The 25,687-nt window shown below is 58.3% G+C and carries 27 protein-coding genes; 7 read left to right on the plus strand and 20 right to left on the minus strand.

Translation table 11 applies throughout. The features are described from left to right. The first annotated feature begins 120 nt into the window (after positions 1–120). From RSK20926_RS01995 to folD, 3 genes are all read left to right on the plus strand, one after another. Positions 121–1,797: a formate--tetrahydrofolate ligase gene (locus tag RSK20926_RS01995; RefSeq protein WP_008204073.1), complete on the plus strand. Its 1,677-nt coding sequence runs from the start codon at positions 121–123 to the stop codon at positions 1,795–1,797. 162 nt (positions 1,798–1,959) lie between these two features. Further along, positions 1,960–2,265: a chorismate mutase gene (locus RSK20926_RS02000; RefSeq protein ID WP_008204074.1), complete on the plus strand. Its 306-nt coding sequence runs from the start codon at positions 1,960–1,962 to the stop codon at positions 2,263–2,265. 42 nt (positions 2,266–2,307) lie between these two features. Further along, a complete protein-coding gene (folD, locus tag RSK20926_RS02005; RefSeq protein ID WP_008204075.1) occupies positions 2,308–3,198 on the plus strand; it encodes a bifunctional methylenetetrahydrofolate dehydrogenase/methenyltetrahydrofolate cyclohydrolase FolD in 891 nt (296 codons plus the stop codon). A gap of 149 nt (positions 3,199–3,347) precedes the next feature. On the opposite strand, the gene RSK20926_RS02010 is transcribed toward folD, so the two are convergent. Together RSK20926_RS02010 and RSK20926_RS02015 are read right to left on the minus strand one after the other, a co-directional pair. Then, a complete protein-coding gene (locus RSK20926_RS02010) occupies positions 3,348–3,848 on the minus strand; it encodes a hypothetical protein (protein ID WP_008204076.1) in 501 nt (166 codons plus the stop codon). A 12-nt stretch (positions 3,849–3,860) separates the two neighbouring features. Beyond that, on the minus strand, positions 3,861–4,259 hold the full coding sequence (locus tag RSK20926_RS02015; RefSeq protein ID WP_008204077.1) for a DUF2306 domain-containing protein: 399 nt from the start codon (positions 4,257–4,259) through the stop codon (positions 3,861–3,863). A gap of 115 nt (positions 4,260–4,374) precedes the next feature. Here RSK20926_RS02015 and RSK20926_RS02020 point away from each other — a divergent pair, with 115 nt between their 5' ends. After that, positions 4,375–5,157, plus strand: coding sequence for a LytTR family DNA-binding domain-containing protein (locus RSK20926_RS02020; RefSeq protein WP_008204078.1), 783 nt, complete (start codon positions 4,375–4,377; stop codon positions 5,155–5,157). Positions 5,158–5,177: 20 nt separating this feature from the next. On the opposite strand, the gene RSK20926_RS02025 is transcribed toward RSK20926_RS02020, so the two are convergent. From RSK20926_RS02025 to RSK20926_RS02035, 3 genes are all read right to left on the minus strand, one after another. After that, positions 5,178–5,585, minus strand: a complete 408-nt coding sequence (locus RSK20926_RS02025; protein ID WP_008204079.1) for a PaaI family thioesterase — start codon at positions 5,583–5,585, stop codon at positions 5,178–5,180. 88 nt (positions 5,586–5,673) lie between these two features. Then, entirely contained in the window at positions 5,674–6,327 is a 654-nt protein-coding gene (pdeM, locus tag RSK20926_RS02030; RefSeq protein ID WP_008204080.1) for a ligase-associated DNA damage response endonuclease PdeM, read from the minus strand. 118 nt (positions 6,328–6,445) lie between these two features. Next, positions 6,446–8,860 carry a ligase-associated DNA damage response DEXH box helicase gene (locus RSK20926_RS02035; RefSeq protein WP_008204081.1) on the minus strand — a complete coding sequence of 805 codons (2,415 nt, stop codon included), beginning with the start codon at positions 8,858–8,860 and terminating at the stop codon, positions 6,446–6,448. A gap of 108 nt (positions 8,861–8,968) precedes the next feature. Between RSK20926_RS02035 and RSK20926_RS02040 the strand changes: the two genes are divergently transcribed. Together RSK20926_RS02040 and RSK20926_RS02045 are read left to right on the plus strand one after the other, a co-directional pair. Next, positions 8,969–9,346, plus strand: coding sequence for a hypothetical protein (locus tag RSK20926_RS02040; protein ID WP_050773024.1), 378 nt, complete (start codon positions 8,969–8,971; stop codon positions 9,344–9,346). A 299-nt stretch (positions 9,347–9,645) separates the two neighbouring features. Then, on the plus strand, positions 9,646–9,990 hold the full coding sequence (locus RSK20926_RS02045) for a ribonuclease E inhibitor RraB (RefSeq protein ID WP_008204083.1): 345 nt from the start codon (positions 9,646–9,648) through the stop codon (positions 9,988–9,990). A gap of 57 nt (positions 9,991–10,047) precedes the next feature. Here RSK20926_RS02045 and RSK20926_RS02050 read toward each other — a convergent pair whose 3' ends face one another. The 13 genes from RSK20926_RS02050 to RSK20926_RS02105 all read right to left on the minus strand — a co-directional run bounded on the left by RSK20926_RS02050 (position 10,048) and on the right by RSK20926_RS02105 (position 22,086). Then, entirely contained in the window at positions 10,048–11,355 is a 1,308-nt protein-coding gene (locus RSK20926_RS02050) for an ATPase (protein WP_008204084.1), read from the minus strand. Between the two features lie 201 nt (positions 11,356–11,556). Next, on the minus strand, positions 11,557–12,063 hold the full coding sequence (locus RSK20926_RS02055; protein WP_008204085.1) for a prepilin peptidase: 507 nt from the start codon (positions 12,061–12,063) through the stop codon (positions 11,557–11,559). Between the two features lie 2 nt (positions 12,064–12,065). After that, positions 12,066–12,914 carry a tetratricopeptide repeat protein gene (locus RSK20926_RS02060; RefSeq protein ID WP_008204086.1) on the minus strand — a complete coding sequence of 283 codons (849 nt, stop codon included), beginning with the start codon at positions 12,912–12,914 and terminating at the stop codon, positions 12,066–12,068. Between the two features lie 40 nt (positions 12,915–12,954). After that, entirely contained in the window at positions 12,955–13,557 is a 603-nt protein-coding gene (locus tag RSK20926_RS02065) for a tetratricopeptide repeat protein (protein ID WP_008204087.1), read from the minus strand. Between the two features lie 2 nt (positions 13,558–13,559). Beyond that, on the minus strand, positions 13,560–14,528 hold the full coding sequence (locus RSK20926_RS02070; protein ID WP_008204088.1) for a type II secretion system F family protein: 969 nt from the start codon (positions 14,526–14,528) through the stop codon (positions 13,560–13,562). A 10-nt stretch (positions 14,529–14,538) separates the two neighbouring features. After that, positions 14,539–15,507 (minus strand): type II secretion system F family protein, encoded by a 969-nt coding sequence (locus RSK20926_RS02075; protein ID WP_008204089.1) that lies wholly within the window; start codon positions 15,505–15,507, stop codon positions 14,539–14,541. Between the two features lie 2 nt (positions 15,508–15,509). Beyond that, positions 15,510–16,958: a CpaF family protein gene (locus RSK20926_RS02080; RefSeq protein ID WP_008204090.1), complete on the minus strand. Its 1,449-nt coding sequence runs from the start codon at positions 16,956–16,958 to the stop codon at positions 15,510–15,512. A 29-nt stretch (positions 16,959–16,987) separates the two neighbouring features. Next, a complete protein-coding gene (locus tag RSK20926_RS02085; protein WP_008204091.1) occupies positions 16,988–18,226 on the minus strand; it encodes an AAA family ATPase in 1,239 nt (412 codons plus the stop codon). Positions 18,227–18,391: 165 nt separating this feature from the next. Next, positions 18,392–19,021, minus strand: a complete 630-nt coding sequence (locus RSK20926_RS02090) for an OmpA family protein (protein WP_037253530.1) — start codon at positions 19,019–19,021, stop codon at positions 18,392–18,394. A 21-nt stretch (positions 19,022–19,042) separates the two neighbouring features. After that, positions 19,043–20,431 carry a type II and III secretion system protein family protein gene (locus RSK20926_RS02095; protein WP_037253308.1) on the minus strand — a complete coding sequence of 463 codons (1,389 nt, stop codon included), beginning with the start codon at positions 20,429–20,431 and terminating at the stop codon, positions 19,043–19,045. 215 nt (positions 20,432–20,646) lie between these two features. Continuing rightward, complete coding sequence (gene cpaB / locus RSK20926_RS02100; RefSeq protein WP_008204094.1) at positions 20,647–21,504, minus strand: Flp pilus assembly protein CpaB; 858 nt, start codon at positions 21,502–21,504, stop codon at positions 20,647–20,649. A 109-nt stretch (positions 21,505–21,613) separates the two neighbouring features. Beyond that, positions 21,614–21,790, minus strand: coding sequence for a hypothetical protein (locus RSK20926_RS22970; protein WP_008204095.1), 177 nt, complete (start codon positions 21,788–21,790; stop codon positions 21,614–21,616). A 101-nt stretch (positions 21,791–21,891) separates the two neighbouring features. Beyond that, complete coding sequence (locus tag RSK20926_RS02105; protein WP_008204096.1) at positions 21,892–22,086, minus strand: hypothetical protein; 195 nt, start codon at positions 22,084–22,086, stop codon at positions 21,892–21,894. Positions 22,087–22,444: 358 nt separating this feature from the next. On the opposite strand from RSK20926_RS02105, the gene RSK20926_RS02110 reads away from it, so the two are divergent. Continuing rightward, complete coding sequence (locus tag RSK20926_RS02110; RefSeq protein WP_008204097.1) at positions 22,445–23,302, plus strand: lytic transglycosylase domain-containing protein; 858 nt, start codon at positions 22,445–22,447, stop codon at positions 23,300–23,302. 84 nt (positions 23,303–23,386) lie between these two features. On the opposite strand, the gene RSK20926_RS02115 is transcribed toward RSK20926_RS02110, so the two are convergent. Together RSK20926_RS02115 and RSK20926_RS02120 are read right to left on the minus strand one after the other, a co-directional pair. After that, the gene (locus RSK20926_RS02115) at positions 23,387–24,421 is read right to left on the minus strand and encodes a fatty acid desaturase (RefSeq protein ID WP_037253311.1); all 1,035 of its coding nucleotides are present in this window, start codon (positions 24,419–24,421) and stop codon (positions 23,387–23,389) included. Positions 24,422–24,626: 205 nt separating this feature from the next. Further along, on the minus strand, positions 24,627–25,640 hold the full coding sequence (locus RSK20926_RS02120) for an MBL fold metallo-hydrolase (RefSeq protein WP_083805710.1): 1,014 nt from the start codon (positions 25,638–25,640) through the stop codon (positions 24,627–24,629). Positions 25,641–25,687: the final 47 nt, after the last annotated feature.

Raw genomic sequence — 25,687 nt, forward strand, 5'->3', positions numbered from 1 at the left:
CCGCTTCACGGCCGGATAATGTCGGAAATCACGCGCGCTTTTTGACGCATTCTGGCTAAATCTGAGCCGGAATCGGCGTCTCGGCGTCGGTATAGGATTTTCACATTCAGGAACCAGGCCATGAGCTACAAGAGTGATATCGAGATCGCCCGTGAGGCGAATAAGCTCCCGATCCAGGAGATCGGTGCAAAGATCGGCATGTCGAACGACGACCTGCTGCCCTATGGCCACGACAAGGCCAAGGTGAGCCAGGAGTTCATCAACTCCGTGCAGGGCAAAGAGGACGGCAAGCTGATCCTCGTCACCGCGATCAACCCGACCCCGGCGGGCGAAGGCAAGACCACCACCACCGTGGGTCTGGGCGACGGCCTGAACCGCATCGGCAAAAACGCGATGATCTGCATCCGCGAAGCCTCCCTCGGCCCGAACTTCGGTATGAAGGGTGGCGCTGCAGGTGGCGGCTACGCACAGGTTGTGCCGATGGAGGAAATGAACCTCCACTTCACCGGCGACTTCCACGCCATCACCTCTGCCCACTCGCTGCTGTCGGCCATGATCGACAACCACATCTACTGGGGCAACGAGTGCGACATCGACGTGCGCCGCGTTGCATGGCGTCGTGTGGTCGACATGAACGACCGTGCCTTGCGCACCATCACCGCCTCTCTGGGTGGCGTGTCCAACGGCTTCCCACGTGAAGCAGGCTTTGACATCACCGTGGCTTCCGAAGTTATGGCGATCCTCTGCCTGGCAAACGACCTGAAAGACCTGGAAAAGCGCCTGGGCGACATCATCGTTGCTTACCGCCGTGACAAGACCCCGGTCTACTGCCGCGACATCAAGGCAGAAGGCGCAATGACCGTTCTGCTGAAAGACGCGATGCAGCCAAACCTGGTACAGACCCTGGAAAACAACCCAGCGTTCGTGCACGGCGGGCCCTTCGCCAACATCGCACACGGCTGTAACTCCGTGATCGCAACCAAAACCGCGCTGAAACTGGCTGACTATGTTGTCACCGAAGCGGGCTTTGGTGCGGACCTCGGTGCTGAGAAGTTCATGAACATCAAGTGCCGCAAGGCAGGCATCGCACCTTCCGCGGTTGTCCTGGTTGCGACCGTGCGCGCGATGAAGATGAACGGCGGCGTTGCCAAGGCTGACCTCGGCGGCGAAAACGTCGACGCGGTTGTCAATGGCTGTGCAAACCTCGGCCGTCACATCGAGAACGTCAAATCCTTCGGCGTGCCGGTTGTTGTGGGTATCAACCACTTCGTCACCGACACCGACGCAGAAGTTCAGGCCGTGAAAGACTACTGTGCGGAGCACGGTGTTGAGGCGGTTCTGTCCCGTCACTGGGAGTTGGGCTCCGAAGGTTCCGCGCCGCTGGCGGAAAAAGTTGTCGAGATCGTTGAAGGTGGCACCGCCAACTTCGCACCGATCTATCCCGACGACATGCCGCTCTTCGAGAAGATCGAAACCATCGCCAAGCGCATCTACCGCGCTGACGAGGTGCTGGCGGACAACAAGATCCGCAACCAGCTGAAAGAATGGGAAGCAGCGGGCTACGGTAACCTGCCGGTCTGCATGGCGAAAACCCAGTACTCGTTCTCCACCGATCCGTCCCTGCGCGGCGCGCCAACCGGTCACTCAGTTCCAGTGCGTGAGGTTCGCCTCTCTGCCGGTGCTGGCTTTATCGTCGCAGTCTGCGGTGAGATCATGACCATGCCAGGTCTGCCCCGCAAACCTGCAGCGGAAAGCATCTGCCTCAATGACGATGGCCAGATCGAAGGTCTGTTCTAAGACATTGCAAGCGAACTCAGCGGCCCGGGATTTTCTCGGGCCGCAAGAGTTTTGGGCGCAGGTCAAATTGCCGAACGCGGCTATTTGGCGAATTTGCACCCCCAGTGAAAAAGGGTTAGAGCCTCGAACAGCCCTATGCAGCAATAGCCGAGGCTCTGACTGATGACCAAACTGATCCCTCCGCAGGACTGTTCCGACATGCCGGAGCTGCGCCGCCAGATCGACGAACTGGACGAGATGCTGGTGGAGCTGCTGACGAAGCGCGCGGGCTATATTGACCGCGCCATCGAACTCAAGAGCCAGAATGGCTGGCCGGCCCGGATTCCTGCACGCGTCGAAGAGGTCATCGCAAATGCCCGCGCCAAGGCGGGCCAAGCTGGCCTGGACCCCGATTTGATCGAAGGGCTGTGGCGCCAGCTGGTGGAATGGTCGATCATGCGCGAAGCGCGCGTGATTCACGAGACATAAGGCAGACCCGCATTTCGGGGCTGCGGCAAAAGGAAGAGTGAAATGGCAGCAAATATCATCGACGGCAAAGCATTCGCCGCCACTGTCCGCGAAAAAGTGGCTGGCCATGTGGCCCGCCTGAAGGAAGAACATGACATCACCCCCGGCCTCGCCGTGGTGCTGGTGGGTGAAGATCCTGCCTCTCAGGTTTATGTGCGCTCCAAGGGCAAACAGACCGTCGAAGTCGGCATGAACTCCTTTGAGCACAAGCTGGACGCCGACACCTCCGAAGCGGATTTGCTGGCTGTTGTCGACAAGCTGAACAATGATCCCACCGTGCATGGTATCCTGGTGCAGCTGCCGCTGCCGGGTCATCTGAACGAAGACCTGATCATCAACTCCATCGCGCCTGAAAAGGACGTGGACGGTTTCCACATCTCCAACGTGGGCCTCTTGGGCACTGGTCAGAAATCCATGGTTCCCTGCACCCCGCTGGGCTGCCTGATGATGCTGCGCGACTACCACGGGTCCCTGTCGGGCATGGATGCGGTTGTCATCGGTCGTTCCAACATCGTGGGCAAGCCAATGGCGCAGCTGCTCTTAGGGGATAGCTGCACCGTGACCATCGCGCATAGCCGCACCAAGGATCTGCCCGAAGTGGTCCGTCGTGCCGACATCGTTGTTGCCGCCGTGGGCCGCCCTGAAATGGTGCCAGGCGACTGGATCAAGGAAGGCGCCACCGTCATTGACGTGGGCATCAACCGGATCGAGCGTGACGGCAAGAACAAGCTGGTGGGTGACGTCGATTTCGCCTCTGCCGCTGAGCGCGCCGGCGCCATCACACCGGTTCCCGGTGGCGTTGGCCCGATGACCATTGCTTGCCTGCTGGCCAACACTGTCACCGCCTGCTGCCGCGCTAATGGCCTGGCAGAGCCGGAAGGCCTGACCGCCTGATTTCAGATCTATGTCTGCGAGGACTGGAAAGGGCTCCCTTTGGGGGCCCTTTTGTTTTTGCGACGAGGGAAGGCACCGATCGCGGGTGGGGGGGAAGCCCCCGCCCATGGGGGCGGTCGGGGGCTGCCCGCCCTGCGGCCGGGTGTTTACTACTGTGTGGATGCGCGGGTTTGTCCTGCCCACAAAACAATCCGCAGCGGCCGACCCAGAAAGGTGCCGGAGGCCAGTCCCAGCAACGCGGGAAAACCGATGCCATAGGCCGCCTGCGCAGTGACCTCGGGCGCGAGGGCGTCCAGCAGGCCATTGGCAAAGTTCGCCCAGAACAACAGCATCATCACCGTGAGGCTCAGCCATTCGCCCGTAACCTTGGCCCGCAATCCCCGGCGCCAGAGGGTCCAGCGCCCCTGCAGGGCAAAGCCGACAATAGCCCCACAGGCATAGGCCAGTCCCCAGGCGAGAAAGGCGCGCTCTGGCTGGCTTTGCGCCAGGAGGGTGGGCACATTGGTCAAGGCAATGAGGGGCATGGCAAAATAGGGCAGGATCAGCATCTCCCGTGTCCTGCTGGCGTGAAGCCCCAGAAGCACCAGCAGCAAGAGCAGAGGCCAGATCCAAACCGGTGCGCTGGTGAAAATTCCAACGATAATTTCCATGGTTGAATTCCTTTAAAGGCCAAAGAGAACGGCATGCATCAGCCGGCCGGGCAGGAGGGTGAAGGCCCCGGCCCCCATCAGAGCGCCATAGGTGAGCCAGGTCATCGCCCGGCGATGGGCAATGATGCGTCTGTGTCGTGCCGCAACAATTGCTGCCGCCAGGGCGCCAAGGGTGAAGAGAGACAACAGATGGACCGGGCTGAAATTGCCGATGAGCTTGATTTCCTGGATCCAAAAACTGCTGACTGCGACCAAACCCATCAGCAAGACCCAGCTCCACCCCATCCAACGATGCAGCCCGGTGCCCCGCGGCAGCGCGAACTGGGCGATCGTCAGGGGGATTAGCGTAAAGGCAGCAAAGGCGTGTAGTTGGATGGCGAGCGGGGCCGAAAGAAGGGGCGTGAGAGTCATTCCATGTCCTTGGTTGAATATCCTGGCCCAGACGTGGCAGGGTTCGCGTCAACGAGGCAAAGACCTTTGCGCCAATGCCCTTTGAAATTCGCGAGTTGCAGGGAAGTCTGGACAGATGTCATTCACGATGCGTCAAAGGATGGGGGCGCCAAAGCTCGTCTTTCTGTGGCTGCTGATCACCGGTTTTGCGGCTGCGACCGGGCCCTTTGGGACCTTTGAAGATATGGGCCTGCCAATGCGCTGCGCCTATTGGGGCTTCATATCCGGGGTTTCGATACTGCTCACGCTGCTACAGCAGCATCTTTTGCGTGGCCGACCAGAGGGGTGGCGCTTGCTAGCGCAACTTCCCTATGGAGTTTTGCTCGCATCACTGGCCCATGGCATGAACCTATGGATCTTTCCCGGCTGGGGCGGCTGGAATGACTTTGGCTTCCTGCTGGCAGTGACCCTGTCCGTCGTGCTGCTGGTAGAGATCGCAGTTTTTGTCCTGCGAAATTACTTTTTGCAGCCTGGCCCGCAAACAGATCCGCCATCAGGGCAGGCGCTGCCGGAAGAAGCAGGCCAAGCGCAGAGCGAGGTTGATCCGCAAGAAAACTTCCTCAGACGTTTGCCACTGGAGAAACGCGCCGCGCTGGTCCGTTTGGAGGCGCAGGATCACTACCTACTGGTGGTGACGGCCAAAGGCAGTGAGACCCTGCTGATGCGCATGGCGGACGCCGAAGCAGAACTGCAGGGCGCGGGGCTGCGTGTGCACCGCTCCCATTGGGTTGCACCTGCGGGCGTCACTCGGCATCTGCGCCAAAAGGGACGCGACTTCCTGGTCACGCAGGATGGCAGCGAGATACCGGTGAGCCGCAGCTACCGTCCAGCGGCACAGGAGGCCGGGCTGATTACCTGATCCCGTTGCGGGCCTCTGGTTTAGGCGCTGACAGGAACCATGGTGCCTTGCAAAATCGCGATCAGCTTTTCATCAGAGCCCGTCACGGCGTGAACCTCGGCGCTGACCACCACCAGGCGACGCCCCGGTTTGATCACCTTGCCTGTCGCGCGCAGGTAGTCCCCAGCGCCGGGTGCGAGCAGGTTGATCTTGATCTCGGCAGTCATCACCTCCTGATCCTCTGGCAAGAGCGTCAGGGCAGCGTAGCCGGCCGCGCTGTCACCAATGGCAAATGTCAGGGCCGCATGGGCGACCCCATGTTGCTGGCGGCTGCCGGGTAAGATCGGAGCCGTGATAACCACATGACCTGCACCAACCTCCTTCAGCTCTGCGCCCAGGGTTTGCATCATGCTTTGACCTGCGAAACTCTTGCGGATGCGCAATTCCATTGGCTGACCTCTCCTGATTTTCTTGGCTCTCTATCTAAGGGAAAAACCAAGATGCGGCAGCCGGAACGCTGCGACCTGCTTATTACCACTATCGACGTGGCATTGGGATGGGCATAGGCTGCTTGCCCGTCAGGATCGCCAGCGCGCCTGGCTGCATCAACCCGCTGAGTGCGGGATCACTGCTGCGCAAACCCCCGGTAAAGGTGCCAAAGGCGGGCAGGATCAATCGCCTCTTATCCAACAGGAAAGCGGGCCTGGATGTGCCCCGCAACCGCGCTTTGGGATGATAATGCCCCGAGATCTCAGCCTCCGCCGCAGGATTGGCGATATGGCGGAATGTCAGAGGCCCAAGCGCAAATTCAGCAAGATGTTCGCCCCCAAATGGGGTTGGGCAGGGATCATGATTGCCCTCGACCCAGATCCAGCGTCTGCCACGGGTGAGGTGATCCAGATGGTCCTTATCTTGCTGTGTCAGCGCCAGGGCGGCTGCATCATCGTCAAAACTATCACCCAAGCAGATCACGCATTGGGGTGAGAACTGCGCTATCAACTGCTGCAGGCGATCCAGGGTATCGCGGGTTTCATAAGGGGGAAGCGCAGTGCCGCCACGCCGGGCCTGACGCTCTGCCTTGCCCAAATGCAGATCAGAGACACAAAGACAGCCCTCTGCATCCCACCAGAGTGCCGCGGAGCCTAGCGCGGTAAGCTGCGCGCCTGCAAAAGTGAACTCAAATCCTGACATGCCCTGTCTTTGCCGGAACTGGCGACAAGTGCAACCCAGTCTTGCGCAGAACTGGCCAGCTCGATCCGGGACCCCAAAAGGCCTGACTGGGACATGGATAGCGGCAGTCGGCACAGCATCAGGGCAGGCTGCTCAAGCCCGACTTTTCCATCAATGCCGCAGCATCCCGTTGCAGGAGTTTTTCTTCGGCAGCACCTTTTACCGGAACCTTGCCCATCTCCAGGAGCAGAGGGGCCGCAAGTGGGGAGATCCGCTCAAGACGTTTGAGGGTAACACGGCCATCGATCCGTTTGATCATCTCTTCGATGCGGCCAAAATCCACCAACCCGCGCCGGGCCTCTTCGCGGGTGATTTCCATCAGCAGATGGTCGGGGTCGTATTTGCGCAGCGTGTCATAGAGGATATCGGAAGAGAATGTGGCCTGGCGTCCATTCTTGCGCGCCCCCGGCGTGTTACGCTCTATCAGCCCTGCGATTGTCGCGGCCCCGCGGAAGGCGCGTTTCATCACCGCATTGCCCGCAAGCCACCCCTCTAGCCCATCGCGCAAAGCCGCAAGATCAAAGAGCGGCGCCGGATCTTTCAACGCCTCCAATCCCCAAATCAGAGTAGCATAGTCCGTTGCGACAAAGCCCAAGGGATCCAGCCCCAGCTCCTCCATCCGTTTGGTGAGCAATAGCCCCAGGGTCTGCTGCGCATTGCGTCCGGCGAAGCCATAGATGCAGGCGTGTTCGCGCGCCTCGTGGGGGAAGCTCTCGATCAGCAATTCGCCTGTGCGGGGCAGCTGTGAAACCTGGGCCTGCAGCTCCAGCCAGTCGGTGGTATGTGCGGGCAAACCGTTCCAATCCTGTTGTCTGAACAGCTCCAGAATGCGGCTGCTCAGCTGTGTTGAGGTGGCAAATTTGGTGCCGGAGAAAACCGCGATTTTGGGCCTTTTACCGGCATTGCGACTGACCTCAACAGTCATTTCGCGCAGGCCTTCATAGCGAACGGTCTGGCCTCCAATCAGGAATGTATCACCGGGGGTGAGAGTGGCGGCAAAGGCCTCTTCGATCTCGCCTAGGGGTTTGCCGCCCCGGCTGCGTTTCAGGCGGACCTTCATCAGGTCCGCATCCTGAATAGTGCCAATATTCATCCGAATGCGTTGCGCTGACCGTGGGTCGCGCAGCTGCCAAAGACCGTCGGGGCGCTGCAGAAGGCGCTGCCATTGATCATAGGCGCGCAGGGCATAGCCACCGGTGGCGCAGAACTGCAGGCAGGCGTCGAATTCATCGCGCGTTAGCCCGGAGTAGGGGCCGCAGGAAGTAACTTCGCGGTAGAGCTCTTCGGCGGCAAAGGGGCCTGCGCAGGCGCGGATCAGGATGTGTTGGCAGAGGACATCACGCGGGCCTGTGCCCCGCACCTCCCCATCGAGGGTCCCTTCCTGAACCGCTTCCAGAGCTGCGCGGCATTCCACCACCTCAAATCGGTTGGCAGGCACCAGCAAGGCTTTTGAGGGGGCATTGTAGCGGTGATTGGCCCGGCCGATCCGCTGCACCAGGCGTTTGACATTCTTGGGCGCGCCGATCTGCACCACCAGGTCGACATCGCCCCAATCGATGCCCAGATCCAGCGAGCCGGTGCAGACCACCGCCCGCAACTCTCCGCGCTGCATGGCGGCTTCGACCCGTTCGCGCTGATGCCGGTCAAGGGAGCCATGATGGATACCGATGGGCAGTGCTTCGTCATTGGCCAGCCAGAGGTTTCGGAAAAAGATCTCTGCCTGGGCGCGGGTATTGTGAAAGATCAGCGTGGTCTTATGCACCCTGATTTGCGCCATGACAGCAGGGATGGCATGGGCGGCACCGCCGCCAGCCCAGGGCGGGGCGGTGTCCGTCTCCAGCATCTGGATATCGGGCTTGGGTCCGGGATCCGCTGTCAGGATTTCACAAGGCGAGGGATGGTTGGCCAGGTAGTCGGCAATCGCCTGAGGATCATCAACGGTGGCTGAAAGACCCACCCGCCGAAGGTCCGGACAGAGGCCCTGCAACCGACTGAGAGCCAGCATCAGCTGATCGCCTCGTTTGCTCTCGGCCAGGGCGTGGATCTCATCCACAATCACCCGTCTGAGGCCGTTAAAAATGCGCGGAGCATCTTCATAAGAGGTCAGTAGCGCCAGGCTTTCGGGTGTGGTCAGCAGGATATGCGGCGGGTCGGCGCGCTGGCGCTTACGGCGGGATTGCGTGGTGTCGCCGGTGCGGTCTTCGATACGGATCGGCAGGCCCATTTCCTCGACAGGGGCGCGCAGGTTGCGTTTGATATCCGCCGCCAGAGCTTTGAGCGGTGAAATGTAAAGCGTGTGCAGCCCCTGGTGGCTGCCTTCTGCGAGATCGGCAAGGGTGGGCAAAAAGCCAGCCATAGTCTTGCCCCCGCCTGTGGGCGCGATGAGCAGGGTCGCGGGCTGCCTTGCACGCGCCAGCATCGCCATTTGATGGGGATGGATCTGCCAGCCACGGGCCTCGAACCAGGCGCTGATTTCCAGGGGGAGTTGTGTCATTCCAGCAGCTTAACCAAAGGCGACAGCAAGCGGAACTTTTTTGCGCCGTAGGGCGATGGAAAGGGGCTGGCGCAGCGTTACGGAAGTGAAACCACTTAGAAGGCAGGAGTGTCTGATGCAGGAGTGTCTGATGTCCTCTTCCATATCTTTGCGCACCTGGCGCTGAACTGGCGGCCTTTCGAGAGCTATCTGAAACGCCCCACCGTGCAGGCTTTTCTGGGGGGGAGCGCGCTGCTTTTGCTGCTTTCCTTTTGGCCGGGAGGACAGGAGGGTGGCAATATCCAGCAAAAGGTCTTTGAAATCCTGACAACGGCAGAAATCGAGACGGTTATTCTCCTCTGCGGTCAAGAACTTGATGCGGGGCTGAGGTCACTACAAGCGGCCGGTCTGGAGGTCACGGGAGAGACTTCGATTTCAACGCTGGCAGAGGGGCATCGCGGAAAGGAAATGCGGATCCTGCGGCTTCTCTTTGCCGGAGATGCCTAAGGCTTGATAGATGAGGCCAAATGCTCCCGCGTCTGCAGGTGCCTTTGCCTGGCGTCAAAGTCCCCTTGGCCGACTTGGGCCTTGCCTTCGGCCCTGACCCAGGGCCGAAGGCTGCACCGTGCGGCAGCACGGTGCCATGCCCAACGGGAGCGGTTCATGTGAATGAACCGGCGACTGGCGGGAGCGCTTTGGGGAAATAGCAAGTCGCAGATCGGGCAGGGGGCTGCGCTGTTGCCTGCAAAACTCCATTGCAAAGCAAACACAGCAACTTATGGTTGAATGGAAATGGAGGTATAGGTTTGGATCATGATTTCAACGCTCAACGACGGGAAACGGAAAACACCCTAGTTGATCTGGCCGAAAGAAATTGCCCTTTGCCTGCGATAGCGGATTTTGATTTCTATTTTGTTTCCAATGGGTCGGGCGCGCGTCCAGAACCTGCGGTGTCAGATCTGAAGCGACAGGGATATGCTGCCGTTTACAGTGAGGAATACAATGAGATTCAGGTGGTAGTCTATGCCCTCAGCGTGCTGCCGGAAGCGATCTGGCAACGTGAAAAGCTCTTGACGGAGATTTGCCTGCGCCAGGGGTTCACCCCTGATGGCTGGGGGTTCTTGAACAGTTCCAAACTAAACGAGGTCTGAGCGCAGTCCCCCAAATTGGCACATTCCTGCAATTCTTTTGCAGGAATGTGCAGCAACCTACTTCACGATATGCTCGTCCTTCACGAACATATTTGCCCAGGCGCGGTCGATCAGCTCCGGTGACATTTGATAGGGGATGCCCTCAAACTCGCAAATAGCGATCATCTGATCGATCAGAAACACCGGCTGGTAATTGGCGTAGATATTGTCGATTTCCGGGTAGCGAACCCGCAACAGATGCACCAGGGCGGCCTCATCCAGAGGCATGCCTTTCTTGCGGGCGACCATGGCAAAGATCTTGAGGAAGTTCTCCTGGTTTGGCCCGTCGATTTTGATCTTAAAGAAGATCCGGCGCAGGGCCGCCTGGTCGAAGATCTCATTCGGGTGAAAGTTGGTGGAGAAGATCACCAAGGTGTCAAAGGGCACCTCGAACTTTTCGCCGGATTGCAGCGCCAGGATGTCCTTGCTTTCTTCCAGGGGCACAATCCAGCGGTTGACCAGCGACTGCGGCGGTTCCGCCTGACGGCCAAGGTCGTCAACGATGAAGATGCCGCCAGTGGATTTCAGCTGCAAAGGCGCCTGATAGGTGCGCGCGGTTGGATTGTAGACCAGGTCGAGCATATCGAGCGAGAGTTCACCACCGGTAATCACAGTGGGGCGTTCGCATTTTACATAGCGGGTATCGAAGCCTTTGCGGCGGCGCAGTGCATTGGGATCCTCAGGCGCATCTTCGACAGCCGTATGTACAATCGGGTCATAGACCGTGATCACCTGGCCTGCATATTCGATGGCGCGGGGCACATAGACATGATCCCCCAGAGCATCACGAATACCGTTCGAGATCGAGGATTTACCATTCCCGGGCGGGCCATACATCAGGATGGAGCGCCCGGCACTGACCGCTGGCCCCAGATGACTGAGCAGGCTGTCGGGTAGGACCAGATGCCCCATGGCGCTGGTCAGTTGATCCCGTGTCACCATGATATTGCGGATCGACTGGCGTTTGACCTGCTCACGGTAGACATCCAGGGGCACCGGCATGGCGCCAAAATATTCTGATTGGGCCAGAGCATCCAGGGCGCGGGCTTTGCCAGCGTCGGTCAGTTGATACCCCATTTCAGAGCCGCTATTGGCGCTGAGCGTGCCGGTGGCCTCCAGCAGTTTTTGTTCACGCGCCAGATCAATCAGCTCTTGGGTCACTATACCGGGCAGGCACAGGGCCTCGGCCAATCCGGTTACCATGTTGATGTTCTTGCGGAATATCGTCTTGAGCAGAATATCCCGCATCATCACGATCGGGAGCTGCATTTCCGCCATGCCCTTTGGGGCGGGTGGCGCAATAACCGGAGTGTTCTGCATGTTCATGGCGGGACCTGCTCTTGCCTGGGTGCCTCCCGAAGGGGGCGGATTTGGACAACAGTCTATTCACCACTGTGGCAGGATGAGGGCGCAGTCAGAGCATTTCCGCGAAACCTCTGGTGCAATTTGATCGATATTTTCAAAGAGCGCAGACTGGAAAGGACTACAGCGTGTTTCTGTGGCCGCCGGGCTAGGCTCCGGGCTAGGCTAATGCCCGAAAAAAGCGGTCAAGATCATATAGATTGACAGTGTCGCCCCCAGGCAGAGCCCCATGGGGAACTTGCTGCCGGTGTTCCAGCTTTTCCACCCCGGCGCGAGGCGCCGCAGGCCCGTGTGTTTGACTAGCCGGTGCGTTGCAAAGGCCGCCAGGAGATTGGCGCAGAAAATGGTCATCAGGGCGGGGAGATCACTAAAGGCGATGAAAGGCGCTGCCGCTCCGGCAAATTTCGCATCGCCAGCCCCGATCATGCCGGAGGAATAGAACAGAAAGCCAAAGGCAATGCCAATCGGAAGATGCAGCAACTGCCAGCCATAGTCTGCCCATGTCGGCATAACAAACAGCCCCACCAGAACATAGACCGCCGCAAGGCTGTCATTGATCCAGTTGGGGATACGCATGCCACGCAGATCGGTCAGGGCTGCCGCATAGCAAAGCGGCAGCACAAAAGGCAGAAACCAAAGCGCGGCTTTGGCTTGGCCAGCAAGGATCACCATGATCAGCTGTTCTCCAGCGCTTCCAGTGCCTTGGCGGCCGCCTCAAAATACTGTGGATGGGTGGCAACCGCGTCACGCAGCAGGCTTTCGCCCTTTTTCACATCGCCCTGTTTGACCGCAGTCAGTGCCAGGGTATGCAGCAGTTCAGCCTGTTCGCGTTGGCTCATCGGAACCACTGGCAGGGTGTAGTTGCGCTGCGCTCCTCGTGCGAGCACCAGATTGTTCTTGGCGGTAAAGAGGCTCTGATCCTGGCGGATGGCCTCGCCAAAGAGGCGTTCGGCGGCGGCAAAGTCACCGCGGGCCAATTTGGAATAACCCCAGTTATTCATAACCTTAGCCGGGCGAGTGGTTAGACCAGTTGCAATCTCATAGAAACTGTCAGCCTTTTTCCAATCCTTGTTTGCATCCGCAACAACGGCTTCCAGGCGGTAGCGTTGATAGGTCTCAAGGGTGGGTGGGATGCTGTCCAGCACCTCCTTGGCGTCTGTCCAGCTGTTGGTGCGGATCAGGGCATCTGCCAAGCCCAGGCGATCTTCGTCGCTGGCCCCTTCCAGGGTCAGGGTGCGTCTCCAGGCGGGAACCGCTTCGGTAAAGCGCTTGGCCCGAACCAGTGAGATGGCGAGGCCGCGTTGCAGATCAATCCGATCCGGGGCGCCTTTCAGCGTGGTTCGAAAATGTGCGACGGCCTCATTTGGATCGGCAACAGTCAACATCACATCGTTGAGATTGCTCTCATCAATGACATTCACGTCCTGAAAGGCGCGCTCAACTGAGTCATCGGCTTTGGGGGCGCAGGCCGACAGCGCAACAGCGCCTGCCAAGCATGCGGAAATAAATCCTGTGTGGCGCATGTTTCTGCGTCCTTTTTCTGCTCTGCCTGGGTGCACTCTCTCAGAGTGAGCTACGAATCAGATAGCTCCCTCCGTGCTGGCGCACCAATTTGAAGTCATTATTATTATTGCTCTGCGGATCACTATGGGCCGAATTTTCGAATTTTTCGAGGGCTAAGCGCAAATTATCCCGAATTGCGTCACTTTCGCCATTATCCAGCGCATAGGCACGTTTGAAAACCTGCACCGCTTCGGCGGTTTCGCCCTGTTCCATCAAGACGATGCCCAGGTTGTTTTGCGCCGCAGGCCAGTCCGGGCTTTCCTTGGCGGCACGGCGCAGCAGATCCTCTGCCTGGCCCAATCGTCCCAATCCCAGATTGGCACTGCCCAACCCAGAGAGCACCTCGGCGGTGAACCCATGTTCCAGTGCCGCACGGGAGAAGGCATCCAGCGCCAGTTCATATTGGCCGGCAGCCATCAGGCGATGGCCAACAATCAGGCCGTCTTCGGCCTCCTTGCGCAGGTCGACGCCCGGTGCCCAGACACCATTCGCGCCCGGATTTGGCGCAGCTGTGGAACAGGAAACCGCCGCTGATGCGAGTGCAAGAGCGGCGGCGGCTTTAAGGATGCGCTGAACGGAAGGGGCCCGTTCGGATCGTGTCATGGCTAGTTGCCTGTATTGCCCATATTCAGAATGCCCTGCACCGAGGGGCCAACCAGAATGATCAGCAGCGGCGGCACGGTCAGCATCATTGTGGCAAGTGTCATCTTCACTGGCAACTTGTTTGCGGCTTCTTCTGCGCGCATGACCCTTTTGTCGCGCATTTCTCCGGCATAGACCCGCAGGGCATCTGCGATTGAGGTACCAAAACTCTGCGACTGGATCATCACGGTGACAAAAGAGGAAATATCCTGCACGCCGCATCGGGTTCCCATGTCTCGCAGCACTTTCTCCTTGTCCTTACCAGCCTTCATTTCCTGGGCGACGATCTCGAACTCATAGGCGAGATCCGGAAAGGAGGCGCGCAATTCGGTTGCAACGCGGACGATGGACTGGTCCAGCGATTGACCGGCTTCGACGCAGACCAGCATCATATCAAGCGAGTCCGGGAAACCCTGTTCGATCTTCTGGCGGCGCTCTTCCACCCGGCGGGTGACCCAGTATTTGGGCAGCATATAGCCCACGGCGCCAGGGCCGACGATGCGGATCAACAGCTGTTGGGTATCAAAGGTCATGTCTGCGTTCAGCACATAGACATAGAACATGCCCCCAGCCAAACCGATGAGCGCCAGTGCCAATTGCGCAAAGAAGAAGAAGCGCACCGCGTCTTTGGACAGGTAACCCGCCTGACGCAGTTTCAGCTCCATCGCGGAGAGTTCTTCTGCGTCCTGTGGTTCCAGAAAGGTGGCAAATTTCTGCAGCTGTTCGTTGCGATCATTCTGACGCAACCGTTCTTTGCTGGCGCTTTTGCGGGTCTCCGGCGCTATGTTGCGCTGGAGCTTTTTCAATGGATCCTCTGGCTGCCGGATCAGATAGATCGCAGCAAAGGCAATGAGGGCAAACCCGAAGAACCCAAGCACCAGGAGGGGGCCGAAGGGGCCGAGTTGGTTTTCCAGACCAGAAAGAATGTTCATTTCGGCCTCCTTATACCTTGATATCGGTGAGGATGCGCATCACCAGCAGATTGACCGCGAGCATGATCCCAACGGCAAAGCAGGCCGGAATGAAATAGGGATGATCCATGACGCTATCATAGTAATTGGGGTCCTTGACCAGAATGGCGATCAGCGCCAGCAAGGGGAAGGCAGAGAGGAACTTGCCTGACCACTTTGCCTCGGCGGTGATAGCTTTCACCTTGCGGAACAGGCGGAAACGGGCGCGGATAACACCGGCAAGACCAGCGAGAACCTCTGCCAGGTTACCACCCGATTGCTGTTGGATCGTGACCGCAACCGAGAGGAAGCGCAGATCCTGAATGTTCAGGCGTTCCGCCATTTCCTTCAATGCTTCGCCAATATCGCGACCATAGGCGCTCTCATCGGCGATGATGCCAAATTCCGTCGCCAGGGGGTCTTCGATCTCATCCGATACGATCTGCACGGTGGAGGTGAATGGGTGACCAACCCGCAGGGAGCGCACCATCAGTTCAACCGCATCCGGCAGCTGCTCTTCGATCTTGGCCATGCGGGTGGCGGCTTTCTTGTTGACCCAGAAGAAGACGCCACCAACCCCGATAACAATCGACGCCATGATGCGCAGCGGCAATCCGGTGCTGGTGCCAACAGAAAGACCGGCAAAGGCAAAGGCAGCCACACCCATCATGATGAGCATCAGCTGCTGCGGGGAAAAGGCGATGGCCGCTTTCTGCGCGCGTTCCGCCAACATGGAGTAGAGCGGGATGGTTTTGGTCTTGCCGTGCTGACCGATCTCTTTGCGCAGCTGTTCCAGCACTTGTTCACGGGTGCCGCCTTTTTCCATCATCGACAGACGGCGGTTCACCTGGCTGTTGCGGCTGATCGATTTGCCAAAGGTAACAAGGTAGAGCCCTTCGACGAAGACAACAACGCCGACAAAGATCAGGATATAGATGACTGGTTCTATGGGGATCTGCATCTTCAGCCCTCCATCACGGTGGGTTCATAAATCGAGGGTGGCAGGTCATATCCCCAGAGGCGGAAGCGCTCTGAATAGTGGCTGCGGACACCGGTGGCGGTGAAATGGCCGATGATCTTATTGTCCGGCGTCAGGCCAACGCGCTGAAAGCGGAAGATCTCCTGCATCGAGATGACATCGCCCTCCATCCCGGTGATTTCGGTGATCGAGGTCATCCGGCGAGAACCATCCTGCAGGCGTGAGGCCTGAACGATCACATTGACAGCGGAAGAGATCTGGCTGCGCACCGCCTTGATTGGCATTTCGATGCCTGCCATGGCGATCATGTTCTCCAGGCGCGAAATACCATCGCGGGCGGAGTTGGCGTGAATGGTGGTCATCGACCCGTCATGGCCGGTGTTCATCGCCTGCAGCATGTCGATAACTTCTTCGCCGCGGGTTTCCCCCACGATAATGCGGTCCGGGCGCATCCGCAGGGCGTTCTTCAGACAGTCACGGGGGGAGACTTCGCCCTTGCCCTCGACGTTGGGGGGGCGGCTTTCCATCCGGCCCACATGGGTCTGTTGCAACTGCAGTTCCGCCGTATCCTCGATGGTGAGGATGCGCTCGGCATTGTCGATAAAGCTCGAAAGCGCGTTGAGCGTGGTGGTCTTACCGGAGCCGGTACCGCCAGAGACGATCACATTCAGACGGGTCGAGACGGCGGCCTGCAAATAGGCGGCCATTTCTTCGGTGAAGGCACCGAATTCAACCAGATCATCAATCGCCAGTTTGTCTTTTTTGAATTTCCGGATCGACACCAGGGATCCATCCACCGCAACCGGTGGCACCATGGCGTTGAAGCGCGAACCATCCTGCAAGCGAGCATCCACATAGGGGTTGCTCTCATCGACGCGACGCCCCACTGCCGAGACGATCTTGTCGATGATCCGCATCAGGTGCTTTTCATCTTTGAAGGCGATGTTGCTCAGCTGCAGTTTGCCGTCGCGTTCAATAAAGATCTGATGTGGGCCGTTGACCAGAATATCGCTGACAGTCTCGTCCTGCAGCAGCGCTTCCAGCGGGCCGAGGCCTTTGACCTCGTCATAGAGTTCTTTGTTGAGCTGCTGGCGATCTTCCCGGTTCAGAACGATGCTTTTCTCTTCGAGGATCTCGGTCGCAATGGCCGAAATCTCGTTGCGCAGCTCTTTCTCGGTGGCGTTTTCAAGGGCCGCCAGGTTGAGGTTGTCCAGGAGCTCGCGGTGCAGCTGGACCTTGATTTCGTTCATGCGCTCTTTGCGCTTGCGCTCTTTGTCCTGGCTGCCCACCTCGGCGGCAAGGCGCGCGATAGGGCGCCGGAGCGATGTCGAGGCGGATTGGGTTGGCGCCGCAGCTGCAGGGCTGGGCGCCGCAGCGGCCGGCGCTGGCGCGGCTTTGGGTTTAGACGCTTGCTTCTTGTATTTGGAAAACATGTGAGACCCCCCGGTTTCTCAATGATGCTCTAGGCTGCCGCCTCGGTTTCACCCGCACCCAGGTCATGCAGGGACCGCGCCAGTTTGGCGATTTCCTTGCGCAATGGGTTCTTTGGGTTCGAGACTGCAAGAGGCTGACCGTGATCACAGCTTTGCGTGATCGGCTTGCCGCCGTCGGGCAGTTGCAAATCGATAGAAATGCCGAGGCTTTCCGCCATCCGCTTGACCCGGCTTTTGCCGCTGAGGTCGGTGAATTTCGGGGCCCTGTTCAGGGCAAAACGCAGTTTTTCAAAGGGCAGGCCTTCGGACTGCAGCGCGCGCTTCAGGCGCAGTGCATTCTGGGCCGAGCGCATGTCCAGCTCGATCGTGGAGAAATAGACATGGGCCATCTGCAGCACGGTTTCAGACCATTGCACCAATGTGTGGGGCATGTCGATGATGACAAAGTCAAAATGGCTGCGGGCCATCTCGACCACGCGTTCGATATCTTCAACCGTCAGAAAATCCAGCGGGATCATATCGCTAGGAGCGGTGAGAACCTGCAATTTGTCCTGAAAGGACAAGAGCGCCTGACCAAAGAGATCGGCATCCATGCTCTCCGTTTCGCCCAGCATTTCCATGACCGCTTCGCGGCGGGGCAGGTCCAGATAGGTCGAAACCGATCCCTGCTGCAGATCCAGGTCCAGCAGACAGACAGAGGGTGTTTTGGCAGAGCTCAACTCTGCCAGTTCCCAGGCTAGATTGACCGCAAGGGTGGTAGAGCCGGTGCCGCCTGCCAGACCGTGGCAGACAATGACCGCACCTTCGCGACGGTTGTCTGCCTGTAACTGATGGGTGGCCTCAGCTGGGGCTGGCTCTGGCTCTGGCGTGCTAAGGCGGGTGATGGCTGCCTGCAACTCCTGCTCTGGCAGAGGGTAGGGGATGAACTCATCCGCGCCCTGGCGCAGCAGCGTGTGCAGGGAGGCAGGGCTGACTTCTTCTGCGATCAGAATGACCTTGATGCCGCGCGATTTTGCCTGAGTGATAATCTCACCCATCAGGCCCAGGTTTTCCTCATCGTCGGCATCTAGTGCCATCGCGATGAATTCCAGCGCCTCCGCCTCGCTCTGACCAAAAAAGGCCAGCGCCTCATTAAAGCCGAGGTCACCCCAGGATTCGCCGAGAGCGGTTTCCATGTCTTCAATCAGCAGGTCGAAATTCTGCACGTCACGGCTGACGGTGCAGGCAACAATTGCGGATGTTTCGGCTTGCGGCTGATCGCTGCTCATCGGTTATTCCCCTTTCTCGGAAAGCCGCCCATCCAGGATTCTGGATACAGGCCGCCTCTGATAGGAATGTCGATGAAGATCTGGGCGATATTGGGGCCAAAAAGCCCCAATTATTGGGAATTGTTAAGAGTTCTTAAGCCTCAGCGAGCCTAAGCAAAACCGTTGCTATTCATTGTCATATGCGACCGAATGGGTGGTCGTTGTCGCAGGAATAGCGCTCGCCAGATACTCGCGATAGACGATCTGGGCATATTTCCCATCCAAAACAGTGGGATGGCGCTTGAGGAAACCACTTACCTCGGTCACAGTCCGGCGGTTCCGGCGTTCGCGATGCGCGGTGACAATGACCGGGCGCGTTTCGCCAAAGGAAACCAAGGCCTCCAGCCTGTGGCGGCTGATCCCCTGGCGCACCAGGTAGTTAACTGCGGCCTGCGCTCTGCGGCGCCCCAGGCGTTTGTTATAGGCATCAGAGCCAACCGAATCGGTATGTCCATAGACCCGGAAGCGCACTTCTGGGAATTGCTTGATCCAATGGGCCTGGCGATCCAACGCTGCCCGAGCGGTTGCATCCAGTTGCGCACTGTCGAAATCAAAGGTGATGGTCGAAGGCACTTCTTTTGCAAAGCGCTTTGCAAGTTGAATGGCAAAGCTGAGATCACCACTCATCACGGCGGAGTTCTCATTGGCTGCCTTGCCAAAAATCTCGTCACCCAGTGGTTCACCGGCTTCGCGGTGAGTACAGGCAGTGAGGGAGAAGGCCAGCCCCAGTCCCAGAAGTGTTGTGCGTTTCATCATCATCAGGCCTGTCCTTTTGCCTTAGTCCAGCACATAGCCGTAAGAGCCGTTATAGTCCTGACCCGCGACCTCATTCACAGGGCCAGAGCGGTTGTGCTCGGTACGGCCAAAGAGGAAGAGTTCATTCTCGCTGGGCGGTTTGACCCGATCTGTTGGCAAGGTCAGCGCTTCGCCGCGGGTTGGGGTGACCAGATGGGCGCTGACAATGATAACCAGCTCTGTCTGTTCACGCTGATAGCTTGCGCTCCGGAAAAGGGCGCCAATGATAGGGATGTCGCCCACCCATGGCACCTGACCATTGCTATCGGTGAACTCATCCTGAACCAGCCCGGCGATGGCAAAGCTCTCACCATCACGTAGCTCGACGGTGGTTGAAGTGGCGCGGCGGGTGAAACCGTTGATCGTCAAGCCATTTTGGACAACGGTCGTGGTCGGGTCGATCGCTGAGACAACCGCTTCCAGTTCCAGGTTGATGACATCCTGATCAACCACGCGCGGAATGAAGTCGAGTTCGATTCCGAAAGGTTTGTACTCAATGCCAATGCCGTCAGCGTCAACCACGGGAATGGGATATTCCCCGCCCGCCAGGAAGGAAGCTTCCTGACCCGATAGGGCTGAAAGATTGGGTTCTGCCAGGGTGCGGACAATGCCCTTTTGTTCCAGGGCTTCCAAGAGGACGCCAACCCTGAAAGAACCAGCGCCAAAGCTGATCGCTACGGCCCCTTCTGTACCTTGAGTGACCTGAACCGGGTTGCCAAGACCATTGTTGCCATCCAGCCAGGTGCCGGTTTCACCAATCACATCGCCACTGTTGCCAAAGGCAAGGGAAGAGGAAAGGGTCTTGGAGACAGAGCGCTCCATCTCCGCAAAGCGAACCTTGAGCATGACCTGTTGCACGCCGCCGACGCTCATCAGGTTGCTGACGCGTTCTGGGGCGTAGCGTTCTGCCAGGTCCAGGGCGCGCTGCAAGCGGGCGGAGCTGGAGACCGTGCCTGACAGTACGATACCGTCATTGGCGGTGCGCACTTCGATTTTCTCACCCGGTAGGATCTGGCGCAGGCGTTCTTTGAACTCGGAAACATCGGCCGCGACGCGCACATTCACATTGGTGATCAGCTTTCCGGCGCCATCCAGGAGTGTCAGCGTGGTCAGACCAGGCGATTTACCCAGCACATAGATGGTGCGGTCGGACAAAGAGGAAATATCGGCGATATTCGGGTTTGCAATGCTCAACTCTGCAAAAGGAGCATCGCTTTCCACCACTATCGCACGGTTCATGGGAACATCCAGCGTGATGGAGGTTCCCTGTTTCACAACCCTCAGCCCATTGGCCTGTGCAGGCTCTGCCACAGGCAAAGCCATGAGCGAAAGCCCAGTCAGGACTGCCGCGCAAAATCGACGAATTTTCATGTGACCTGCCTTTCCGATCACGCCTCAATATCGGGTCTTTGTCGCCCGTTCTTTTGCCACAGTCTGGGGTAGTTTACGTTTTATTGCAAGAATCAAAGGCTTCGCGCCAGAAATTGAGGTGAAACCTCTGTGGGGTGAGAGCAACAGCAAAGACCGGGCTCCCTTTTGCAGGGAACCCGGTGGATCAGGTAAGCGGCTGAATTTTGAGCGTATTTTTAGTCTGCGCAGGGAATTGGGATTGCTACGACCTCTGCCCCACGACGGGTGCGGATGGTGCAGACCCTGTCTTCCTTGATCGCTTCTGGTGTCTGAACAGCGCCCAAGCCCAGGAGTTTGCGTTGGTCTACCTCGATGGCGGAGGCTACTGTGTCATCACCTGCCCCGACCAGAGACAGCGACAGGCGACCGGTTGTCTGCGCCTGCGCCAAGGCTGCGACCTGTTCTGGTTGCACCGCAACAGTAACGGTTCGTGCAATCATCGCCCCGTTCACATCGGTGCTGGCGCTTTGGTCAACGGCGATCAGTTCGATACTGGATTCGATCAGCCGGGTCATTTCCCCGTCTTGACCACTTGCGCCCCGTGCAACACCGGTCCAATAGACATCAACCCGGTCCCCCGGGCGCAGGAAGCCGGAGACGCCAGAGGTCACATCCACCTTGATTGCAAAGGCGCGCATGCCGCGCTGCAACTGGGATGTGATCCCCGCATCTTCACCGGGTTTTGTCACCTTGACCGCTAGAATGGCTTCATTGGGTTCAATCATGCGCAGAACCACACGCTGATCGCTTGGCTTTGCGGTTGGAAAGAGCTCTGCTTCCATCTCAAAGGCGCCTTCGGGCAGAGATTCCGTTGGCCAGCGAACTTTCTTTACCGCTTCAGCGGTCAAGCGCTCGCCGTATTTCAACTGCTTCACCGCAACATAGATTTCGGTGGTTGGTATGACCTCAGCTCGGTTGGCACGTTCATGCGCCAAAGCAGCCTGGTGAGCAGAGATGTATTTTTTGGCCATCATGACGGCACCGCCTGCGAGAGCAACACCAACAATCAGAACCAGTCCAAAAACTGCACGCATCCTGTGACCTCATTTGGTTATGGCAGGCCCCTTGCAGAAAGGGGCCTGCTGATAAGTCAATCATGTCGCGTCCTGAGTACTGCCTTCTGGCAGGCCAGATCGGAAGTGATCAGCCAAAACTCCAGTTAGTCATAAAGGCAGCAACCGTATTCGCCAGGCCCATCGCCCCTCCTTCAATCATGGAGGAGATGAGGGCAGCCAGGCCCGCGAGTGCAGCGGCGAGGATGACCCAGTCAACGGTCACGGCGCCATCATCACTTGCGATAAACGACCAAAATTTACCCATGTTAACCCCCGCTTCATGCTCGGCTAGGGAAAAGGGGCCACGTCTTGCCTTTGAAGACGCGGCCCCAAAACTATACTAGGTTAGGTAAAGCGAATGGCCGCTTAGTTACCTTGGGTACCCAGGTAAGACTCGGTGTTGTCTGCCAGGCTGGAAGCACCATCTTCAACGGCCTGGTAAACAGCAGCGGCCATCGCAGCAACGGCGGCGGTCAGAACAACCCAGTCAACGGTCACGGCGCCAGATTCGTCTTTGCGGAAGTCTTTTGCAGTGCGGAAGCTTTTGATGAATTTGATCATTGTTTAGTCCCTCCAAAGGATCTCTAAGTGTTTCGTTATCCCGCCGTCCTGATTGGGTCTGTCTCTCTCTTTCACCGACCCTGTCCGGCTTGGATGAGTACATATAGCCGGTAGAGCGTGGCAGGATTTGGGCTGGAATCTGGAATTTGCGCGCAAATTTTAACGATCTCGCAATATTTTCCATAACCCTCTGAAAGGAATTAATTTTTGCTTTAACTATTCGTTCATATACGGTGAGGCGTTGTGGCGGAATTGGCGAAATGTGGCAGATCTGCCTGAATTCCGGCCCAAATTCTAGTGTTTTCAACCGGACCAAGCGAAGGTAGCAGTGAGTTTTCACATCCCTTGGGCGGTATTTATGGGCAGAAAATTGGTGAAACAGCTTGCTGGCCCCCTGTTTTGGGGGTGGGCTATCTGTATGGGCGGTGCAGGGCTGGCTCAGGAGGGGGGCGATTCTGCTGTTGCGGCGCAACCCTCCGCCTTTCCAGAGTTTTCGGCCAAGCGGATTCGCGCACCAAAGCCGGGGACACCGCCCAAGATCAACATCCAGATCGAAACCGCGCCACAATCCTCTTTGACACAGGCAAGACCTGCCGAAACCACGGATGGGCAAGATCAGGCGCCAAGCAGCCGCTACAGCTGGTTCTGGGAGCGTGTTCCTGCGGCAATCTCGGATGTGGGGGCCGTTCAGCGCTTTGACGCGGCTATGGCGGCCCTGCGCACCGCCTCTGCGCCGGTACCGGCACCTCGGTTGCAACTGCTGCAGGAGATCATAGAGGCGCAGCAGGTGCCCATTCTTCTGTCCAGCGTTGGCAAGCAGGTCTCACCTGCGCTGGTGCTGGCCGTCATATCTGTCGAGTCGGCGGGCAAGGCAGAGGCTGTCAGCTCTGCCGGGGCGCAAGGGCTGATGCAGTTGATGCCAGACACCGCCGCGCGCTTTGACGTCAGTGACGCTCTGGTCCCTGAGCAGAACATTGCAGGTGGGATCGCCTATCTGGACTGGCTCCTGCAGGAGTTCGAGGGCGACGCGATCCTTGCGCTTGCGGGCTACAATGCAGGGGAGGGGGCTGTTCGGGCTCATCAGGGGGTTCCTCCCTTTGCCGAGACGCGGGACTATGTGCCCAAGGTTCTTGCGGCCTACGATGTGGCCCGCAAGCTGTGTAAGACGCCACCGGAATTTATCAGCGATGGCTGCGTGTTCCAGACCTTCAAATGAAATGATCTGCAGGTCGCAACAAAAGCAAAAGGCGCCCCTGCAAGAGAGCGCCTTTGGATTGGAAACTATGAGAATGCGGCGGGCTTAGCCGTAGAGGGCGCGTGCCTGTGCAAAGGACAGGAGGCGTCGGCTGTCCTCATCCCAGAGGTGCAGTTTCGCGCAGGCGATGCTCTCCCGGATGGTGAGCCGGTTGTTTTCGGCCAATTCGCTGTAATCCTCCAGAACCTGGGGGAGGCGATAAAAGGGGATACGGCTGTAAAGATGGTGCACCTGATGGATGCCGATATTGGCGCTGAACCATTGCAGTACCTTGGGCAACACATAGTAAGAGCTGCCATGCAGGGCGGCATCATGCAGTTGCCAATCGGTCTGGCTGTCCCAATGGGTGGTCTCAAACTGGTGCTGCACATAGAACAGCCAAAGCCCAAGGGTCGCGGCCAGCAGGGTTGAGGGCAGGAAAATCAGCAGGATCGGCATCCAGCCGCCAAAATACCAGATCGTGCCAAGGATTAGCACCAGGGTCAGATTGGTTCCCATGGCGCTGAACCAATAGCGTGCATGGGTCATCAGCCCATAGGGAATGCGGTTCTGCAGCAAGAAGACATAGCTTGGCGCCAGCACAAAGAGGGTCAGCGGATGGCGGTAGAGGCGGTACTGCAGCTTCCACAGCGGCGAGAGAGCCCGGTACTCAGCAACGGTCTTGGTATAGATGTCGCCCATGCCCCGTTTGTCCAGGTTGCCAGCGGCACTGTGGTGTTCTGAATGGGTCCGGCGCCAGACATCATAGGGGGTGACGGTCATGACACCCAAGATACGGCCAACCCAATCGCTCACCGCACGGTTTTTGAAAAAGGCGCCATGGCCACAATCATGCTGGATGGTGAAAAGCCGCAGCAAAAAACAGGCATTCAGCAAAGAAATCCCAAAGGCGAGCCAATAGCTCACAGAGAGTGACCACCAGGCCAGCGCCCAGAGCGCAAGAAAGGGCAGGGCCGTAACCGCCAGCTCAAAGCTGCTGCGTCCCAGGTTGGGCTCGCGGTATTGCGCCAGGATCTTCACCCAATCGCGGGCGGAACGCATTTGAGGTTTGTCTGCGGATGTCGGTGTACTCTCGGTCATGCGCCTGCCATGAATTTTCTATGAGACCCCGATAAACTACTTCTGCCGCATGGCAAGCCATTATTGACCCTGCGGCAAAGAGAGCGCGGCGATGCCGTCTAAAACAGAACACTTCGCCGTGATTTCACTGCCAAGAGTGAAGCTATCGAAAGGTCATTTCTCTTGTCTTCGCCTTAGCCGGGCAAAGTGGTGATTTGTGATCTCTCTAATCGTGCGACAGAGGCGATTGCGGCGAAAGCTGTCCAACAGCAAGATTCATCGTTTGACCGATTTTCATCACCTGTGCGTTTTCAGCTCCAAGCCCAATCCGCTCAGCTGCATCGCGAAACAACTCAGGTGCTTCGAATGGATTCTCTGGTGTTAGTGAGATTGTCCCCCAATGCATACCGATAGCGGTCCCCGCCCCCAGCTTCTGCGCCAGGGCGGCGGCCTCTGCCGGGTTGATATGGGCGCCTTTCATCAATTTGCGCGGCTCATAGGCCCCAATTGCCACCAGGGCGAGGTCAAAAGGAGCTTCGCGGGCGGTAATCTCGTCAAAGATCGGCCCATCCGCCGTATCGCCGGAAAACCAGATGCGGCCCTCGTCGGTTGCGATGCCAAAGCTGGCCCAGAGGGTTTTGTTTCGATCCCCCAGACCACGGCCCGAGTTATGGATTGCGGGCAAGGTGGTGATCTGTAGCCCGGTACTCTGCCAGCTCTCCCACCAGTCATGTTCAACAACCCTGCGGTAACCCAGCTGGGTAAAGTAGCGCCCCAGCCCAAGGGGCGTGATGACCGTCACCTCTTCTTTGTAGCGGTAGGCCCGAAGCGTCGGCAGGTCGAGGTGGTCATAATGCCCATGGCTCAGCAGCAGAACATCGGCTTTTGGCAGCTCAGCACCGCTGATCGGGGCAGGGACATAGCGTTTTGGGCCAAAGCCGACAGGACCGGCCCGCTGCCCCAAATAGGGGTCCGTGAGGATGGTTTTGCCATTGAGGCGGATGATAAAGGCTGAATGACCCAGCCAGGTCACGCTGGGATTGCTGGCCGCTTCCAATTGCCGCCTGAACTCCGCCTGATCCAGCACATGACCCGCGGGGATCGGCCGATTGAACTTGCTGAGCATCTGCTTGCGGATGAAAGCCCACATCTCCCCTTTGCTGCCTTCGCGTCTGGGGCTGCCGGGCGGGTTGCAAAACCTCCCGTGCGATGTGTGGTGACTGGGGCGTGTCAACGTCATACTCTCCCTGCTCAAAACAGCATCCAGTTCTCTGCTGGTCTGATCTG

The sequence above is a fragment of the Roseobacter sp. SK209-2-6 genome (genome assembly GCF_000169455.1).
GTDB lineage: Bacteria > Pseudomonadota > Alphaproteobacteria > Rhodobacterales > Rhodobacteraceae > Pseudophaeobacter.

Excerpts from the sequence above, each read along its gene's own strand:
- RSK20926_RS01995 (WP_008204073.1), top strand. The coding sequence starts at position 121 with ATGAGCTACAAGAGTGATATCGAGATCGCCCGTGAGGCGAATAAGCTC.
- RSK20926_RS02000 (WP_008204074.1), top strand. The coding sequence starts at position 1,960 with ATGACCAAACTGATCCCTCCGCAGGACTGTTCCGACATGCCGGAGCTG.
- folD (WP_008204075.1), top strand. The coding sequence starts at position 2,308 with ATGGCAGCAAATATCATCGACGGCAAAGCATTCGCCGCCACTGTCCGC.
- RSK20926_RS02010 (WP_008204076.1), bottom strand. The coding sequence starts at position 3,848 with ATGGAAATTATCGTTGGAATTTTCACCAGCGCACCGGTTTGGATCTGG.
- RSK20926_RS02015 (WP_008204077.1), bottom strand. The coding sequence starts at position 4,259 with ATGACTCTCACGCCCCTTCTTTCGGCCCCGCTCGCCATCCAACTACAC.
- RSK20926_RS02020 (WP_008204078.1), top strand. The coding sequence starts at position 4,375 with ATGTCATTCACGATGCGTCAAAGGATGGGGGCGCCAAAGCTCGTCTTT.
- RSK20926_RS02025 (WP_008204079.1), bottom strand. The coding sequence starts at position 5,585 with ATGGAATTGCGCATCCGCAAGAGTTTCGCAGGTCAAAGCATGATGCAA.
- pdeM (WP_008204080.1), bottom strand. The coding sequence starts at position 6,327 with ATGTCAGGATTTGAGTTCACTTTTGCAGGCGCGCAGCTTACCGCGCTA.
- RSK20926_RS02035 (WP_008204081.1), bottom strand. The coding sequence starts at position 8,860 with ATGACACAACTCCCCCTGGAAATCAGCGCCTGGTTCGAGGCCCGTGGC.
- RSK20926_RS02050 (WP_008204084.1), bottom strand. The coding sequence starts at position 11,355 with ATGAACATGCAGAACACTCCGGTTATTGCGCCACCCGCCCCAAAGGGC.
- RSK20926_RS02055 (WP_008204085.1), bottom strand. The coding sequence starts at position 12,063 with ATGGTGATCCTTGCTGGCCAAGCCAAAGCCGCGCTTTGGTTTCTGCCT.
- RSK20926_RS02060 (WP_008204086.1), bottom strand. The coding sequence starts at position 12,914 with ATGCGCCACACAGGATTTATTTCCGCATGCTTGGCAGGCGCTGTTGCG.
- RSK20926_RS02065 (WP_008204087.1), bottom strand. The coding sequence starts at position 13,557 with ATGACACGATCCGAACGGGCCCCTTCCGTTCAGCGCATCCTTAAAGCC.
- RSK20926_RS02070 (WP_008204088.1), bottom strand. The coding sequence starts at position 14,528 with ATGAACATTCTTTCTGGTCTGGAAAACCAACTCGGCCCCTTCGGCCCC.
- RSK20926_RS02075 (WP_008204089.1), bottom strand. The coding sequence starts at position 15,507 with ATGCAGATCCCCATAGAACCAGTCATCTATATCCTGATCTTTGTCGGC.
- RSK20926_RS02080 (WP_008204090.1), bottom strand. The coding sequence starts at position 16,958 with ATGTTTTCCAAATACAAGAAGCAAGCGTCTAAACCCAAAGCCGCGCCA.
- RSK20926_RS02085 (WP_008204091.1), bottom strand. The coding sequence starts at position 18,226 with ATGAGCAGCGATCAGCCGCAAGCCGAAACATCCGCAATTGTTGCCTGC.
- RSK20926_RS02090 (WP_037253530.1), bottom strand. The coding sequence starts at position 19,021 with ATGATGAAACGCACAACACTTCTGGGACTGGGGCTGGCCTTCTCCCTC.
- RSK20926_RS02095 (WP_037253308.1), bottom strand. The coding sequence starts at position 20,431 with ATGAAAATTCGTCGATTTTGCGCGGCAGTCCTGACTGGGCTTTCGCTC.
- cpaB (WP_008204094.1), bottom strand. The coding sequence starts at position 21,504 with ATGCGTGCAGTTTTTGGACTGGTTCTGATTGTTGGTGTTGCTCTCGCA.
- RSK20926_RS22970 (WP_008204095.1), bottom strand. The coding sequence starts at position 21,790 with ATGGGTAAATTTTGGTCGTTTATCGCAAGTGATGATGGCGCCGTGACC.
- RSK20926_RS02105 (WP_008204096.1), bottom strand. The coding sequence starts at position 22,086 with ATGATCAAATTCATCAAAAGCTTCCGCACTGCAAAAGACTTCCGCAAA.
- RSK20926_RS02110 (WP_008204097.1), top strand. The coding sequence starts at position 22,445 with ATGGGCAGAAAATTGGTGAAACAGCTTGCTGGCCCCCTGTTTTGGGGG.
- RSK20926_RS02115 (WP_037253311.1), bottom strand. The coding sequence starts at position 24,421 with ATGACCGAGAGTACACCGACATCCGCAGACAAACCTCAAATGCGTTCC.
- RSK20926_RS02120 (WP_083805710.1), bottom strand. The coding sequence starts at position 25,640 with ATGACGTTGACACGCCCCAGTCACCACACATCGCACGGGAGGTTTTGC.